The sequence below is a fragment of the Ideonella margarita genome (assembly GCF_038066635.1).
GTDB lineage: Bacteria > Pseudomonadota > Gammaproteobacteria > Burkholderiales > Burkholderiaceae_C > Ideonella > Ideonella margarita.
This window is the reverse complement of record NZ_JBBUTI010000011.1, coordinates 24,122-39,204: the sequence shown is the minus strand read 5'-3', so window position 1 is coordinate 39,204 and position 15,083 is coordinate 24,122. Positions and strand designations below refer to the sequence as shown.

Annotated in this window: 13 protein-coding genes and 1 pseudogene; 4 read left to right on the top strand and 10 right to left on the bottom strand. The window is 68.3% G+C overall.

Annotated elements, in window-relative coordinates:
- Nucleotides 1–4: 4 nt before the first annotated feature.
- Together AACH00_RS15490 and AACH00_RS15485 are read right to left on the bottom strand one after the other, a co-directional pair.
- The gene (locus tag AACH00_RS15490) at nt 5–319 is read right to left on the bottom strand and encodes an iron uptake protein (protein WP_341400073.1); all 315 of its coding nucleotides are present in this window, start codon (nt 317–319) and stop codon (nt 5–7) included.
- Nucleotides 320–344: 25 nt separating this feature from the next.
- Nucleotides 345–2,480, bottom strand: a complete 2,136-nt coding sequence (locus AACH00_RS15485; RefSeq protein ID WP_341400072.1) for a TonB-dependent siderophore receptor — start codon at nt 2,478–2,480, stop codon at nt 345–347.
- A 262-nt stretch (nt 2,481–2,742) separates the two neighbouring features.
- Between AACH00_RS15485 and AACH00_RS15480 the strand changes: the two genes are divergently transcribed.
- Both AACH00_RS15480 and AACH00_RS15475 read left to right on the top strand, forming a co-directional pair.
- The gene (locus AACH00_RS15480) at nt 2,743–5,985 is read left to right on the top strand and encodes an MHYT domain-containing protein (RefSeq protein WP_341400071.1); all 3,243 of its coding nucleotides are present in this window, start codon (nt 2,743–2,745) and stop codon (nt 5,983–5,985) included.
- A complete protein-coding gene (locus AACH00_RS15475) occupies nt 5,982–7,049 on the top strand; it encodes an HD domain-containing phosphohydrolase (protein ID WP_341400070.1) in 1,068 nt (355 codons plus the stop codon). The genes AACH00_RS15480 and AACH00_RS15475 overlap by 4 nt, the downstream gene beginning before the upstream one ends.
- Nucleotides 7,050–7,086: 37 nt before the next feature.
- Here AACH00_RS15475 and AACH00_RS15470 read toward each other — a convergent pair whose 3' ends face one another.
- From AACH00_RS15470 to AACH00_RS15455, 4 genes and pseudogenes are all read right to left on the bottom strand, one after another.
- On the bottom strand, nt 7,087–7,524 hold the full coding sequence (locus AACH00_RS15470; RefSeq protein ID WP_341400069.1) for a PRC-barrel domain-containing protein: 438 nt from the start codon (nt 7,522–7,524) through the stop codon (nt 7,087–7,089).
- Nucleotides 7,525–7,591: 67 nt separating this feature from the next.
- Nucleotides 7,592–8,320: an ABC transporter ATP-binding protein gene (locus tag AACH00_RS15465; protein WP_341400068.1), complete on the bottom strand. Its 729-nt coding sequence runs from the start codon at nt 8,318–8,320 to the stop codon at nt 7,592–7,594.
- A gap of 40 nt (nt 8,321–8,360) precedes the next feature.
- Nucleotides 8,361–8,960 carry an ABC transporter permease gene (locus AACH00_RS15460; RefSeq protein ID WP_341400067.1) on the bottom strand — a complete coding sequence of 200 codons (600 nt, stop codon included), beginning with the start codon at nt 8,958–8,960 and terminating at the stop codon, nt 8,361–8,363.
- Between the two features lie 64 nt (nt 8,961–9,024).
- Nucleotides 9,025–9,498, bottom strand: a pseudogene (locus tag AACH00_RS15455) (ABC transporter permease); the annotation flags it as partial.
- Here AACH00_RS15455 and AACH00_RS15450 point away from each other — a divergent pair.
- On the top strand, nt 9,439–9,642 hold the full coding sequence (locus AACH00_RS15450) for a hypothetical protein (protein WP_341400066.1): 204 nt from the start codon (nt 9,439–9,441) through the stop codon (nt 9,640–9,642). The pseudogene AACH00_RS15455 and the gene AACH00_RS15450 sit on opposite strands and share 60 nt — an antisense overlap.
- A gap of 114 nt (nt 9,643–9,756) precedes the next feature.
- On the opposite strand, the gene AACH00_RS15445 is transcribed toward AACH00_RS15450, so the two are convergent.
- The 4 genes from AACH00_RS15445 to AACH00_RS15430 form a co-directional block, all read right to left on the bottom strand.
- Nucleotides 9,757–11,256, bottom strand: a complete 1,500-nt coding sequence (locus tag AACH00_RS15445) for an efflux RND transporter periplasmic adaptor subunit (protein WP_341400065.1) — start codon at nt 11,254–11,256, stop codon at nt 9,757–9,759.
- A complete protein-coding gene (locus tag AACH00_RS15440) occupies nt 11,256–11,861 on the bottom strand; it encodes a sterol desaturase family protein (RefSeq protein WP_341400064.1) in 606 nt (201 codons plus the stop codon). Before AACH00_RS15440 ends, AACH00_RS15445 begins: the two co-directional genes overlap by 1 nt.
- 10 nt (nt 11,862–11,871) lie before the next feature.
- The gene (locus tag AACH00_RS15435) at nt 11,872–13,086 is read right to left on the bottom strand and encodes an OmpA family protein (protein ID WP_341400063.1); all 1,215 of its coding nucleotides are present in this window, start codon (nt 13,084–13,086) and stop codon (nt 11,872–11,874) included.
- 147 nt (nt 13,087–13,233) lie between these two features.
- Nucleotides 13,234–14,199, bottom strand: a complete 966-nt coding sequence (locus AACH00_RS15430; protein ID WP_341400062.1) for a DnaJ C-terminal domain-containing protein — start codon at nt 14,197–14,199, stop codon at nt 13,234–13,236.
- Between the two features lie 171 nt (nt 14,200–14,370).
- Between AACH00_RS15430 and AACH00_RS15425 the strand changes: the two genes are divergently transcribed.
- A complete protein-coding gene (locus AACH00_RS15425; RefSeq protein WP_341400060.1) occupies nt 14,371–14,964 on the top strand; it encodes a Dps family protein in 594 nt (197 codons plus the stop codon).
- The last annotated feature ends 119 nt before the right edge of the window (nt 14,965–15,083 follow it).

Sequence of the window (15,083 nt, the reverse complement as noted above, 5' to 3'; positions counted from 1 at the left end):
TCCTTCAGGCCAGCAGGGCGCGCTGCAGCAGCCAGGCGCCAAGGTTGAGCAGCGTGGCACCAATGGCCAGTCCGCCGACGATGCGCAAGACACTGGCGCCGGCGATTGACCAGAGCAGGACGCCCAGCAGGCTCAGCAGACCCAGCATCTGCATGACGGCCTCGGCGTCGTGGAACGACAGGCCGAGGCCAGCCAGGGCGGCGGTGCCGCAGGCCACCAGGCCCCAGGAAAAGGCCCAGCCGCCCAGGGTGGCGCAGACGATGCGCAGGCCGATGTCCAGCTGGGGGAAGGGTGTGGCGATGCGCGCGTTGCGGGTCATGGCTGGGCGGCTTGCTGGCGCGTGATCAGAGCTTGTGCTCCAGCGAGATCGACGCCGTGCGCGGTGCGCCGTAGATCGCGCCGTATTGCACCGTGCGCAGGTACTTCTGGTCGAACAGGTTGTTGACGTTGACGCGGAGGGTGGCGGCTTCGTTCAGCGCATAGGCCGCATAGGCGTCGGCCACGGCATAGGCACCTTGGCTGGCGCCTGCGTTCTTCGAGATGCCGGACTGCCAGCGCACGCCACCGCCCACACGCAGCTGCGGCAGCATGGCCACGCGCGTGTCGGCGCGCAGCTTCAGCGTGCGGCGCGGCACCCATTCATAAATGTCGTTGCCGTCCGGGCCGGTCAGCTGGAGCGAGGTGAAGCCAGCGGTGAGCCGGGTGTCTGCGCTGAGCCGGCCGGTGGCCTCGATCTCGAAGCCGCGTGACTTCACGTCCTTGGGTGCGTAGTAGGTGTCTTGTGCCACTGGATCAAATCCGTCGATGGTGGCCAACCCTTTCTGCGTGCCGGTGAACACGGCCAGGCTGGTCAACAACTGGCCGCCCAGCCAGTCGGTCTTGACGCCGGCTTCGGCATTCAAGCCCTTCATGGGCGCCAGGAAGGCGCCGTTCACATCGCGCTGGTCCTGGGCCTGGAAGATGTCGGAGTACGAGGCGTAGACCAGCGTAGCGGGCGTCAGCTCGTAGGTCAGGCCCGCATAGGGGCTGACCTTCTCCGTCGTCTCGTTGTCGAGATTGACGCCGCCGCCGTAGATCGAGGTGCCATCGCGTTTCAGGCTGATGGCATTGAGGCCGGCGATGGCCTTGAGCCGGTCGGTCAGCGACAGGCGGGTGGCTGCATAGAAGCGCGTCAGGCGCTGGTTGCCGTCGGACGCCACCGACTTGTCACCCCAGACCGGCTCGGCGTAGACATCGCCGGCATAGGGAAAGGCCGGCAGAACCGCGGACGGGGCACTGGTGACGGCATAGGTGTCGGTGACGCTGGTCTGCCGGGACTGGGTGAGCCCGATCACGGCGTCATGCTGGCGGCCAAAGGCCTTGAAACGACCACTGAGGTTGAGATTGAGGACGTTGCTGCGGGTCTCGCCCTCGCTGCGGTAGGGCCAGGCTGACAAACCGGTGTTGTCGGCGTTCAGGTGGCCGGTCAGGCTGTAGGCGTAGAACAGCTTGGTGGCCGTGGTGCCCTGGTTGTGGCTGTAGGTCAGCTTGGCTTCCCAGTCGGGCGACAGGCTGTGGGTGTATTCGGCAAACAGATTGGTGGAGCGCACGTTCCAGTACGTCCAGTCCTGCGAGGTCGACGCCGACACATCGAACTCCGCCAGCGTGCCGTCGGCATAAGGCAGTGTCAGAGAGCCCCACATCGGCGACTTCTGGCGGCCGTCCTGGTGGCTGAAGCCGAGCGTCAAGGTGCCGTTGTCGCCGATCTGGCCCTCGACGACGCCATACAGCGTGCCGCGCCGGTCGTGCAGCGCGCGCAGGTACGAGTCCTTGTCCTCGAAGGCGGCCACCAGCCGGCCGGCCCAGGCGCCGTCGGTCGTCAGCACCTTGTTGTAGTCGATGGCCAGGCGACCCAGGCCGTTGGAGCCAGCGGTGGCGATCAGCTCACCACCGTCCTTGTTGGTCGGGCGCTTGCGGATGTAGTTGATCGTGCCCGAGGCATTGCCGACGCCGGTCAGCAGCCCGTTGGCGCCTCGCACCAGCTCGATGCTCTCGAACAGATAGGTGTCCTGCTGGCCCTCCACCAGGCCCCATTCATTGGTCATGCCCAGGCCATCGACCTGGGTCAGCATCACGTCAAACCCGCGCGCGCTGTAGTTGGTGCGGTTGGTTTCCCATTCGTCGACCGTCAGGCCTGTGCCCAGGCGCAAGGCATCGTTGCTGCCGCTCGCGCCGAAATCACGCAGGGTCTGCTGGTCGATGGTGCTGATCGATTGAGGCGTCTCCTTGATCGTCAGCGCGAGGTTGGTCGCGCCTTTGGATACCCGGCGTTCGCGCTTGGCGGTGATCTCGACCTTCTCCGGCGACACCTCGGCTTGTTGTGCAGCCAACGTGGGCTCGGGCTGGGCCACCGCCTGCGCATGGGCGGTGCCCAAGGCCGTCAAGGCGGCCAGCGCGACGGCGTTGCGAGTGTGTGCGTAGATGCTGGGCGAGTAGGTCATGGTGTTGTCTGTGGCGGGTGCAGGGCGGTGCCCGTGGGCAAGCCAGCAGTCTACGTTAATCTTAATGAGATTGATTCGTATTTGTATGTAAATGGTGTTTTTGCCGTGTGTCCGTTTGAACGCGGCGCCTCGACAAGCGGCATCAGATGGTCAATCCAGACCTTTTTCCGCCGAATGCCGGGGCGGCTTGTCGGGAAAACTGGATTCGCGCAGTCATGTCGACTGCCAGCTTCAGCTCACCCGGCCACGGCGCCGGCCAGCCATGGACCTGATCGCACGATTTTTTCTGCTCGACGAGGTACCAGAGACCCTGCTGCTGCCGGGCTCGCACGACCCGCTGCTGGTGGGCTTGTCGGTGCTGGTGGCGTTTCTCACCTCCTTCATGGCCTTGTCGCTGGTGGACAAGGCGCGCGCCACGCGCAACCGCAAGCTGCGGGCCGGGGCGCTGGCCGCTGGCGCCATCAGCCTGGGCGGTGGCGTGTGGACCATGCACTTCATCGGCATGCTGGCTTTCCAGTTCTGCGTGAAGGCGGACTACGACCCGCTCTGGACGATGTTGTCCATCGTGCCGTCGCTGGGTGCCGCCTGGGTGGCATTGCGCACGCTCATTCGCCCGACCCTGTCGCCACTGCAGTTGCTGGTGGCCGGCGTGATGATGGGCAGTGGCATCGGCCTGATGCATTACGGCGGCATGGGCGCGCTGCGCTCGTCGGCGCAGGTGCGCTATGACCCGACCTGGTTCGGCTTGTCGATCGTCGTGGCAGTGGCCCTGTCGGTCGCCGCTCTGTGGATGCACCACGGCCTGCGCCGCTCGCCGCTGGCCAGCTGGCGCCTGCGCACGGTGGTGGCGGGTGCGGTGCTGGGCGGGGCCATCAGCGGCATGCACTACACGGCGATGGGCGCCACGCGCTTCATCGGCGTGGCGGAGATCGAGGGCGTCACCCAACTGATGCATGTGGAACTGGCCATGGCGATTGCCCTGGCCGCGCTGACCATGGGCGCACTGGCCGTGGGCTTGTATGCCCTGGTCGCGCAGCGGCAGCTCTTCCGGGACAAGGTGACCAGCGAAGCGCGGTTGCAGGCGCTGGTCGACACCGCGGTGGACGGCGTCATTCGCATGGATGGCGCCGGTGTCATCGTGGCCGCCAATCGCGCGGCCGAGCTGATCTTCGGCCTGCCCGAAGCTCGCCTGATCGGCCAGGCCCTGACCACACTCATTCCCGATCTGCCCCATGACTACGCCGCGCAACTCGACGGCGTGATCGAGACCAGCGCCCGGCGCGCGGATGGCAGCGTGGTGCTGCTGCGCCTGGCCATCGGCCACAGTGATCACGATGGCGACCGCCTGGGCGTGGCCTTTGTCACCGACATCACCGAGGCCCAGCGCCGGCAGGCCGAGCTGGAAGGTGTGCAGGCTGCCATCCGGCGCGCGCTGGTGGTGGTGGAGTTCGACATGGCCGGCTGCGTGCTCAGTGCCAATGAGGCGTTCCTGAGCCTGACCGGCCACACGACACACACCTTGTACGGCCAGCACCACAGTGCCTTGTGCCTGCCCGAGGAAGTGCAGAGCGAGGCCTACCGGGAGCATTGGGCGGCCCTGCGTCGCGGCGAGTTCCGCACCGGTGACTTCGAGCGCGTGGGCGCCGACGGCCGACACATCTGGATCCAGGCCACCTACAACCCCATCCTTGATGCCAACGGCCGGCCGCTGCGCATTATCAAGTTCGTCAATGACCTGACCGAGCGCCATGCGATGGAGCTGGACCTGCGCCAGGCCAAGAGTCGCGCCGAGCAGGCCGCCGCCGCCAAGAGCACCTTCCTGGCCAACATGAGCCACGAAATCCGCACCCCGATGAACGCCATCATCGGCTTCAGCGAAGTGGCGCTGGACGGTGACCTGGGGCCTGATGCCCGCCAGCATCTGCAGGTGATCCACCGGTCTGCCCGGGCCTTGCTCGATCTGCTCAACGGCATCCTCGACACCGCCAAGCTCGACCACGGCGCGATGCAGCTGGAGCAGCAGGATTTCTCCCTGCGCCAGTTGTGCGCCGACGTGATCGACACGCTGCAGATCACGGCGGATCGCAAGGGCCTGGCGCTGGTGCTGGATGTGGCCGACACGGTGCCCGCACACCACCGGGGAGATCCGATGCGGCTGCGCCAGGTGCTGATCAACCTGGTGGGCAATGCGGTGAAGTTCACCGAGCAGGGCTCCGTCACGCTGTCGGCGCAGCTGGTGGCAGGCGGTGCCCTGGAGATGGAGGTGCGAGACACCGGCATCGGCATTCCGGCGGACCGGCTCGAGGCGATCTTCGATCCGTTTTCGCAGGCGGATGCCAGCACCACCCGGCGTTTTGGCGGCACCGGCCTCGGCACCACGATTGCGCGCCAGCTGGTGCAGCTGATGCAAGGCGAAATCGGGGTACAGAGCACGGTGGGGCAGGGCAGCCGCTTCTGGATTCGTGTGCCTCTGCCGGCCGGCCAGGCCCCGGCGCCAGCCGCACGTGGCAGTCATGCCGTGGCACTGCCGCCGCTGAACCTGCTGGCCGCCGACGACGTCCCTGAAAACCTCCGCCTGCTGGAGCTGCGCCTGAGCGCGATGGGCCACCGACTGACGCTGGTACAGGACGGTCAGGAAGCACTCGACCTGCTGTGCACAGGCACGTTCGACATGGCCCTGCTGGACGTGCAGATGCCGCGGCTGGACGGGCTGCAGGCTTGCGCGGGCCTGCGCGCCTTCGAGCTTGCGCACGGCCGGCCCCGGCTGCCGGTGATCGCCCTCACCGCCAGCGCCAGTGAGGACGACCGTGCAGACACCATCGCGGCCGGCATGGACGGCTTCGTGGCCAAGCCCATCGACTGGCAGAAGCTGCTGGTTGAAATGGCGCGTGTGCTGGGTGTGGCTGCCGGGCCTGTGGGCGCAACGACCACGGTGAGCGCGCCCTCGCCCGATGCTGGCATGCCCGGCTTGCCGGATGCCGTGGATTGGCCCGAAGCCCTGGCGCGCTGGGGTGACCTGGGAACCTGGCGCAGCCAACTCGGCCGCTTCCTGCGGGACAGCCTGAAACACTGGACACCGCCTGCGCCTGAGACGGCCTCAGCGGCGGCCCACAAGCTGCGCGGGGCCTGCGCCAACTTCGGCTTGACCAGCCTGGCCTCGACCTGCGAGCAACTGGAGCGCAGTGCTTATGGTGAGCAAGTGACGGCCGAGTGGGACGCGCTGCATGCGCGCTTGCTGGCCATGAACGGTGCGCTGGCCTTGGCGGCCGCTGCCGCTGGGTCGCCAGCTGCGGCGGCCCCGGCCATGCTGACGGCCTGGCCGCAAGCCGCGGCCGACAGTCTGGCCGCCGGCCTGGCCCGTGGCGAGCTGCCAGACACCGCCTACCAGGCCGTGCTGGCGGCACTGCCTGAGCCTGAACGCCAGCAGCTGATCGACAGGGTGGATAGCTTCGAGTTTGACGAGGCCCGTGCCTGGCTGGCACGCCGCCTGGAGGAGATGGCATGACGACCGACCAAACGACGGGCACCACGACCGACACAACGACCGACACAACGACGAACACCACGGCAGCAAGCGCCACGCTGCCCGATAAGCGTCCGCGGGTGCTGGTGGTGGACGACGAGCCTGCCAACCTGCAGGTGCTGCGCCTGATCCTGCAGAAGGACTACCGCCTGGCCTTCGCGCGCGACGGCGCCAAGGCGCTGGAGCTGGTGGAGCAATCGCCACCCGACCTCATCCTGCTCGACGTGATGATGCCCGGCATGAGTGGGCTGGAGGTGTGTGCCGCGCTGAAAGCGTCAACTGCCACCCGCGGTGTGCCGGTGATCTTCGTCACTGCGCTGTCTGACCCGCAACATGAGGCCGACGGCTTTGCGGCGGGCGCGGTGGACTACATCACCAAGCCGGTGAGCGGACCCATCGTGCTGGCCCGTGTGAAAACCCACCTGTCGCTGGTGGCGGCCGACGAGCTGCGCGCCAGCCGCCTGGCCATCGTGCAATGCCTTGGCCGCGCCGGTGAATACCGCGACAACGAAACCGGCCTCCACGTGATGCGCATGAGCCACTTCTCGCAGGTGGTGGGCCGCTCGATGGGCATGACGGAGGCGGAAGCCGATGACTTGCTGAATGCCGCCGCCATGCACGACGTGGGCAAGATCGGCATTTCAGATGCCATCCTGCTCAAGCCCGGGCCGCTGGACGGGCCGGAGTGGGAGCGCATGCGCCAGCACCCTTTGATCGGCGCCGAGATCATCGGCCAGCACAGCGCGCGGGTGCTGCAGATGGCGCGTCGCGTGGCCCTGTGCCACCACGAGAAGTGGAATGGCTCGGGCTATCCGCAGGGCCTGGCCGGTACCGACATTCCGCTGGAAGCGCGCATCGTGGCGCTGGCCGACGTATTTGACGCGCTGACCAGCGTGCGGCCCTACAAGGCGACCTGGGAGATTGACCGTGCCGTGCAGTTGCTGCACGACGAATCCGGCAAACACTTCGACCCCGAGGTGGTGACGCATTTCGTGCGCCACCTGCCCGAGATCCTCGACATCCGCGCGCGCTGGGCCGACCACTGACATTTGCCCGTGATCGGCACCACGCTTGCCGTGCCGATCAGGAGTCGCTGTCGCCCGCTTCCGTCAGGCCGTACCAATGGTGGATGCCCTGGGACCAGGTGCTGTCGGCCATGTCGGGCCAGTTGTCCTTGGCGAAGCCGGGGGCCTCGCTCAGGCGTTCCTTGGGCACCTTGAGCATGAAGCGCTTGTTCACGGTGTCCAACGTCAGCGCGGCCCACGGCACGGCGAAGAGCTTGTCGCCCAGGCCGAAGAAGCCGCCGAACGACAGCACGGCGTAGCCCACGCGGCCGCTGTGCACGTGCAGCATGATTTCCTTGATGTCGCCGAGCTTCTCGTGGTCATCGTTGAACACGTCATTGCCGATCAGCGTGTTGGCACCCATCAGCGATGGGCCCGGGCCTTTGTGCGGTGTTGAATCGCTGTCCAGGTTGAGGCGGCGGTACATGCCGTAGGGGTCGCGGTCTTCGTAGTTCATGGGGTGTCCGATCAGGGCTGTGGGTCAGGGCTTCACGATGGGGCCTGGCACGCGGCGGGTCTGTGCGTCAGCGCGCACCGGCCGGCAGCAGGTGGCCATCGACCACCTCGATGGTGTGGTCGCAGCGCGCCGCCAGTTCGGGGTTGTGGGTCACGAAGAGCACGCTGGTGCCCTGGGTCTTGTTCACATGGCGCAGCAGGGCGAACACGGCGTCGGCACTCACGGTATCGAGGTTGCCGGTGGGCTCGTCGGCCAGCAGCAGGGCCGGCGACATGGCCAGCGCGCGAGCCAGCGCCACGCGTTGTTGCTGGCCACCGCTGAGCTGGTCGGCCAGCTGGTCGCGCCAGGGCGTCAGCCCGACACTGTCCAGCAACTCGGCGGCGTGTTCGGTCATCGCGCGGGTGGCGAAACCGGCGTCGCCGAGCAGCGGCATCAGCACGTTTTCAAGTGCGGTGAACGCACCCAGCAGGTGGTGGTACTGGAACACGAAGCCGATGCGCTGGCCGCGCAGCCGGGTCAGGCCGGCGTCGTCCAGCGTGGTGGTTTCCTGGCCCATCAAGGCCAGGCTGCCGTGGGTGGGTCGGTCCAGCAGGCCGACGATGTTGAGCAGCGTGCTCTTGCCCGAGCCCGAAGGCCCGACCACCGCGCAGAAGGCGCCGCGTTCCAGCGTCAAATCGATGCCGTGCAGCACCTCGCACTCATTGCGCTGACCGAGGTTGTACGACTTGCGCACACCGCGCAGCACCAGCAGGGGCGCTGTGGTTGCAGTGGCCGGTGCGGTGGCTGGCGCAGTCACGGGCGCAGTGACGGGCGCTTTGTCGACCGCTTTGACAACTTCACCCACCAATCGCCTCCACCGGGTCAAGCCTTGCTGCCCGCAAGGCAGGCGCAAACGCAGCTGCCAACCCGGTGAGCGTGGCCAGGGCCAGCGTCACCACAAACAGCATCGGCGACAGGTTGATCGGGAAAAGCGCCGTGCCGTCGGCATTGCGCACCAGCGTCTGCCACGCCAGCAAGGAGCCTGCCCCCAGCGCGCAGCCCACGATGGCGCCGCCCAGGCCCAGCAGGCCGCCCTGGATGAGGAACAGCCGCAGCACCTGCGCACGCGTCACGCCCATGGCCCGCAAGATGCCGATCTCGCGTGAGCGCTGCACTACCGACACCACCAGCACGCTGGCAATGCCCATGGCTACCGACAGCGCCACGAAGGCCCGGATCACGGTGTTCGAGCTTTGCTGCGCATTCACCGCGGTGAAGAACTGCGCGTTGGTCTTGATCCAGCTGTCGGCCTGCACGCCGGTGTCGCTGGTGATGCGCTGGGCGACGATTTCGGCGGCGTAGGGGTCGGTCACGGTCACGTCCAGCACCGTCACGCCGCCGGGCAGGCCGAGCAGGCTTTGCGCGGTGCGCAGGGCCACGAAGGTGGTTGCGCGCATTGGCGCCCTTGTTGCCCAGGTCGAACAGGCCGGAAATGGTGAGTGTGCTGGCCGTTCCGGTGGCCGAGGTGACGCGCAGCTTGTCGCCCATGCCCACGCCCAGGTCGGCCGCCAGCTCGATGCCGATGAGGATGTCGCTGCTGCCCAGACGGGTGGTGCCGGCCACCAGCTTGTCGTCCATCGTGACGATGCGGAAGTACAGCGCGGGGTCAATGCCGAGGGTCGAGATGGACCGGCTGGCATCACCCCGCACCACCAGCATCGAGCCGGTGGCGGCCGGTGACACCACCTTCACCTCCGGCATCTGGCGGATCTGCACGGCCAGCGCCTGCCATTGGTCGAGGTGCTTGGTGCGCTGGGTGGGTGATTGCAGGATGGCGCCTTCGATCAGCTCGGGCGTGAGCTGGCCGCCGCCGGGGCCAGGCCACAGGCGCAGCGGCCGCGCCACCTCTTTGGGCGGCAGCAACTGGATGTGCGCTTGACCCGTCAACACGCGCCGAACGAAGTTGCTCTGCAGGCCCGAGAGCAAGGCGGACATGAACACGATGACGGCCACGCCAATGGCCACGACGCCAATGATGAAGGCCGTCTGGATGCGGCCCTCGCGCAGGAAGCGCAGCGCGACGATCCATTCAAACGGCTGCCACCGGGCCAGCACGGGCAGGTTGGCCGTGGCCGATGAGGGTGGCGTCTGGGGGGCGGGTTGCGGCGGTGCGGTGGGGCTCAGGGCGTCGGGCGGCATGGGGTGGCTTGGTGGTGCGGCTCAGTGGTGCGGCTCAGTGGTGCAACTCGGTGCTCAGGGCGCCGTTGGCTGCGTGGGCGTTTTCACCACGGCTGAAGCCGCCGAGGCCGCGCTGCTGGCGGCTGACGCAGGCCCCGCAGCGCGCAACCGTTGGCCCGCCACGATGCTGGCGGTCGCCACCGGCACCAGCCGGTCACCGGCTTTCAGAGGCGGTGCGCTGCTGTTGTTGTTGTCCTTGCTGTCATCGCTGCCCACCGGCCCGGGCAGGGCCTGCAACTGGCTGCCGCTGCGCAGGCCCGGCACCACGGCCACGCGCCGGGCATGGCGTCCTTCCAGGCGCAGCACCCACGGGGTGGCGGTGTCGGCATCGTGCACGGCGGCCGTCGGGATGAGCACCGCGTTCGTGCGCCGGGCCACCTCAATGTCAACCGACACGGTCATGTCTTGCGCCAGCGTGGGCGGTGGGCGGGGCACGGCCAGCTTCACTTCCACCGCACCGCGTTCGGCGTCGACACCGGGGTTGATGAACACGAGGCGGGCGTCGAAGCGTTCGTTCGGGTAGGCATCGGCCGAGGCGAGCGCGGTCAGCCCGGTGCGCATCAGGCGCAGGTTGCGCTCGTCGATCTGCACCACCAGCTCGGTGCTGCCTGCGGGTGAAAGCAGCATCAGCACCTTGCCCGGCTGCACCACGTCACCGGGCTCTACCGCACGGGCGATCAACACGCCGCTGGCCGGGGCGCGCACCACGGCGTAGGCCAGGCGGGCGCGAGCGGCGTCGTCACCGGCCCGGGCCAGGGCCAGCGTGGTCAGGGCCAGCTGGTGATCTGTGCCGGCGGGCAGGGCGCTGGCCCATTGCCGCTTGGTGATGTCGAGTTGCGCGGCGGCCACCCGTTCGGCGCGCAGACTGTCGTCGAGCGCGGCCTGGCCGATGAAGCCCTGGGCCACCAGCTCGCGGCTGCGCAGCAGGGTGCGCTGCATCTGGGTGTGCGTTGCGCTGGCCTGCAGCACGGCTTGGGCGGCCAGCGGGGCCTGCAGGGCTTGCAGGCTGCGCAGCCGAGCGTCGGCCTGGGCGCTGTTCAGCCGCGCCTGCAGCAGCGTGGCCTGCAGTTCGGTGTCGTTCAGGCGGATCAGCACGTCGCCGCTGGCCACGGTTTGGCCTTCCTGCACCGGCACGTCCGCCACGGTGCCGGTGATCTGCACGCCCACGCTCACGCGGTGCGGCGCCGCCACGCGGCCACTGGCCACCACGGTTTGCACCAGATCGCCCTGGCGCACCGTGAGCAGCTCAACGCGTGGCCCCAGCACCAGGTCAGGCCCGAACCACGCCGCAGCGGCCAGCACCACCACGCCGGTGCCGATGCGCCCGGACCGCGCCAGCAGCCAGTGCCAGCGCGGGTGCTGGTCTGGGTGCAGGGGCGGTGGGGTGGCAGCGCCGGTGGCGGTGGTGATGGGTGGATTTGTGGGTGGGTTCGTGGTTGGGTTTGCGGGCGCAGCTGTGACGGCCGGAGCCGCCGGCGTGCTCACGGGGGTGGCGGGCGTGGGGTTGTCGGGCATCAGCGTTGCCGGCCCGGCGCAGGGGCAGACGCCGTGCCGAACACCTGGTCCCAGAAGTCCAGCGTCACCCCGAAGTGCCGGCTGCCAGCCTCAGGGAACATCACGGCGTGGCCGTGGTGGGCATGGTGCAGCGCATGACTGCGGCGCCGCCGGGCCAGCCACGCGTTGCGGGGTGACAGCCACGGCACGCGGTGGTGCGTGGCATGGTGCGCAAGGCCATACCCCAGGTAGCCGGTGACCAGGCCGAAGCTCAGCGCGCAGGCCGGCCAGCGGCCCAGCAGCCACCAGGCCGGGCCAGCCGCCAGCCCGAGGAACAGCAGCACAGTGATCCACGTCGGTGAGGCGATCAGCGCGGTGGGGCGGCGGTGGTGCTCGGCATGCCAGTCGCTGAAGGGCGGCAGGCCGTGCAGCACGAAGCGGTGCAGCACATATTCCACCAGCGTCCAGCTGGCGACACCGGCGACCGCCCACAGCGTGAGTGTCAGGCCGCTGCCAGCCGGGCTGCCGGCCAGCAGGGTGAGGCACAGCGACAAGGACGCTGCGGCGTAGAGGGCGATGTCCGCCCACCACGCCGCACGGCTGTGCTCCAGAGTGAACCAGCGCATGGGCCGGCGCTCAGCGCGTGCCGCTCACGTCCACGTCCACCCGGCGGTCGGGTTGCAGGCAGGCCCGCAACTCGGTCGTCGGCAGGCTGGCCTTGCAGTCAGCAGGCTGTGTCGTGGGCGCGCGCTCACCCATGCCAGCGGTACTGATGCGCGTTGCATCAAACCCGCCGGAAGACACCAGCCAGGCCTTCACGGTGTCGGCCCGTTGCAGCGAGAGCTTCTGGTTGTAGGCGGCCGACCCGGTGCGGTCAGCATGGCCTTCCACCACGATCAGGTCGAACTGGGTGCCGGCCATGTCACGGGCGAAGGCGTCGAGCGCCGACTTGCCTTCGGTGCGCAGGCTGGCCTTGTCAAAGTCGAACAGCGCATCAGCCGAAAAGCTCACCCGCTTCGGCATGGCGGGCGGCGGTGCCGGCACCACCATGGGGGCGGCGGCCACCACCACCGGCTCAGGCATCGGGGCTGGCGTGGGGGCCGGGCCGGCGGCAGGGGGCGCGTAGCTCATCGGCATGGCGCGTGCGGTGCGCCGCATGCCGGCGCCTTCGCCAAACGGCATCACCAGGCTGATGGACGCCACCTGCACACGACCATGGTTGCCCATCGCGTCATTGACCCGGTATTGCTCGGCCTCGGCCCGCATCAGGAAGTTCGCGCTGAAGGCGTATTGCAGGCCCACGCCAACCTTGTAGTTCAGCTCACGGTGGCTGGGCGACGGGTTGTTCACCACGAACGCGCCGGAGCCGCTGAACACGCCGACCGTCTTGGCGTATTGGCCACCCACGCGGGCCAGGAACGAGAGCTGTTCACCCAGCGGCATGGCGCCCACCACATCAAGCCCACCACCCTGCATCTTCAGCTCGCCGTTCAGCGTGCCGGTGGGCAGGGTGTCGGCCTGCAGGTGGAAGCGGCCCAACTGGAAGAAGCTGGCTTCCAGGCCGATGTTGCGGTTGAACTGGTAGCCCAAGAAGACGCGGTAGCTGGTGTCTCGGGTGTCCTCGCTGATGCCGGTGATGGTCACGGCATTGCCGCCGCTGAGGCGCTGGGATTCGGCGATGGCGCCTTCATCGAGCAGCGCGCGTGAGCTGCCGAGCGACAGGCCACCGTAGTAGTAGGGCTGGTCCTGGCCTTGAGCTTGGGCGGATGCGCCGAAGCCGGTGAGCACCAGGGCGGCGAGCCAGATGGGGGAGGGGCGAAAGGTCGGGGTCTGGGTGGGGGTGCGGGTCATGGTGGGCTTTCGGGGTTTGTGGATTTGTTGGATGCGGTGTCACGGGGTGTCACGGGTGATGAGGCGTTGTAGGCCTTTGAGGCCGCAGCGTCTGTGCGCCACCCGACAGGGGCGGGGTGGCTCACCTGCTGCGCCTGAGCGGTTCAATCAATGCGCCCAGGCAGGGCGGGCATCAAACGGCAGCTGCCGCGCGAACTCGGCATAAGCGGCGCGGGCATCGGGCGTGTCGGCACGTGGCAGCACCAGCTGCAGCACGGCATACAGATCGCCCGCAGGCTTGCCCGGGATGCCGCGGCCACTCAGGCGCAGGCGGCGTCCGCCCGGGCTGTCGGGCGGCACGGTCAGCGTGAGTGAGCCGGTGGGGGTCGGCAGCGTCACCTGGGCGCCCAGCGCGGCTTCCCACGGGGTCACTGGCAGCTGCAGGCTGATGTCTCGGCCTTGCACGCTGAACAGGGGGTGTGGCTGCAGGTGCACGGTAAGCACCACGTCGCCATGCCGCCCGAGGGCGTCCACGCCCGCCTGGCCGGCCAGCCGCAGGCGTTGGCCGTCGGCCATGCCCGGTGGAATGGTCACGTCCAGCTCTCGCAGGCCATCGCTCTGGCCGCTGTGGTGGTGGCCCTGCAGCTGCACCAGGCGGTGGCCACCCGTGCAGGCCTCTTCCACGCTGATCTGCAGCTCGGCGGTCTGGTCTTGCGGTGGGGTGTCTTGCTGGTGCTGGCGCAGCAGGGCTTCGAGCAACTCGCTGGCGCTGTCGCCCTGCGTGCCCGAGAAGAAGTCTTCGTCGATGGACGGGCCCCGGCCCGCCGGGCGCCGCTGCGCGCGCTGTGACGGCCGAGTGCTGCGCTGCGGCGGTGGTTGGTGGAAGCCGGGATGGGTTTCGGGGTCGGGATCGCCGCGGTCATAGGCGGCGCGGCGGGCCGGGTCCTTCAGCAGCCGGTGGGCATCGGCCAGGGCCTTGAAGCGGGCTTCGGCATCGGGCGCCTTGCTCACATCGGGGTGGTAGCGCCGGGCCTGCCGCCGCCAGGCCTGCTTGATCTCCTGCTCGGTGGCGTTGGTGGCCACGCCCAGCACGGTGTAAGGGTTGGCAGGTGGTTCAGGGCGAGCAGCGGGCATGGCCCACAGCGTGAGCCTGTGCGTGTGCCGCGTCTGTGCGGTGGCCCGAGGCCCCCAGGTCAGGGTTCGCTGGCGAACCGACGCTGGCCGGGCCTGCCGCCAGCATCAGTGCAGGCGCTCTGAAACCCGTGCATGTTGCCCGGCCATGGGCGCACAACCAGCAGGCCCACCATGAACCCATCTTCTCATTCGCCCAGCTCTTCGTCCGCAGCCAGCACGGCTGAGTTGCAAGAGCGCCGAGCAGCACCGCTCAGCACCCCCACTGATCTGAAGAGCCCCGCCACCGAGCAGATTTCGAACACCCTGTCGGTGCTGCTGGCCGATGTGTTTGCGCTGTATGTGAAGACCAAGAACTTCCATTGGCACATGAGCGGCGTTCACTTCCGCGACCTGCACCTGATGCTGGATGAGCAAGCCGCGCAGCTGTGGGCGATGACCGACCCGCTGGCCGAGCGCTGCCGCAAGTTAGGGGGGCGCACGGTGCATTCGATCGGCGAGATCAGCCGCCTGCAACGCGTGCTCGACAACGACGCCGCCTTCGTGGACCCGCCAGACATGATGGCGGAGCTGCGCGAAGACAGCCGCATGTTGGTGCGCCAGTTGCGTCGCGCACATGCCTTGTGCGCCGAGCACGGCGACGTGGGCACCAATAGCCTGCTGGAAACCTGGATCGATCAGGGAGAGCAGCGCATCTGGTTCCTGTTCGAGGCCAGCCGCGGCGCCGGACAGGACAACGGCACCCACCGCACCACCTTGGCGCTGTGAGCCTGCCCTGAAACAGGCACCACGTGCAGGTGACACGGCATTGACGGTGCCGTGATCTGCTGATGAAGGCGTGGCGTGAACGTCACGTCAACGTACCTGCTTGTGTGGTGTGGGAGTGA

Coding starts and splice junctions, on each gene's coding strand:
- AACH00_RS15490 (WP_341400073.1), bottom strand. CDS start 319: ATGACCCGCAACGCGCGCATCGCCACACCCTTCCCCCAGCTGGACATC.
- AACH00_RS15485 (WP_341400072.1), bottom strand. CDS start 2,480: ATGACCTACTCGCCCAGCATCTACGCACACACTCGCAACGCCGTCGCG.
- AACH00_RS15480 (WP_341400071.1), top strand. CDS start 2,743: ATGGACCTGATCGCACGATTTTTTCTGCTCGACGAGGTACCAGAGACC.
- AACH00_RS15475 (WP_341400070.1), top strand. CDS start 5,982: ATGACGACCGACCAAACGACGGGCACCACGACCGACACAACGACCGAC.
- AACH00_RS15470 (WP_341400069.1), bottom strand. CDS start 7,524: ATGAACTACGAAGACCGCGACCCCTACGGCATGTACCGCCGCCTCAAC.
- AACH00_RS15460 (WP_341400067.1), bottom strand. CDS start 8,960: ATGCGCGCAACCACCTTCGTGGCCCTGCGCACCGCGCAAAGCCTGCTC.
- AACH00_RS15445 (WP_341400065.1), bottom strand. CDS start 11,256: ATGCCCGACAACCCCACGCCCGCCACCCCCGTGAGCACGCCGGCGGCT.
- AACH00_RS15440 (WP_341400064.1), bottom strand. CDS start 11,861: ATGCGCTGGTTCACTCTGGAGCACAGCCGTGCGGCGTGGTGGGCGGAC.
- AACH00_RS15435 (WP_341400063.1), bottom strand. CDS start 13,086: ATGACCCGCACCCCCACCCAGACCCCGACCTTTCGCCCCTCCCCCATC.
- AACH00_RS15430 (WP_341400062.1), bottom strand. CDS start 14,199: ATGCCCGCTGCTCGCCCTGAACCACCTGCCAACCCTTACACCGTGCTG.
- AACH00_RS15425 (WP_341400060.1), top strand. CDS start 14,371: ATGAACCCATCTTCTCATTCGCCCAGCTCTTCGTCCGCAGCCAGCACG.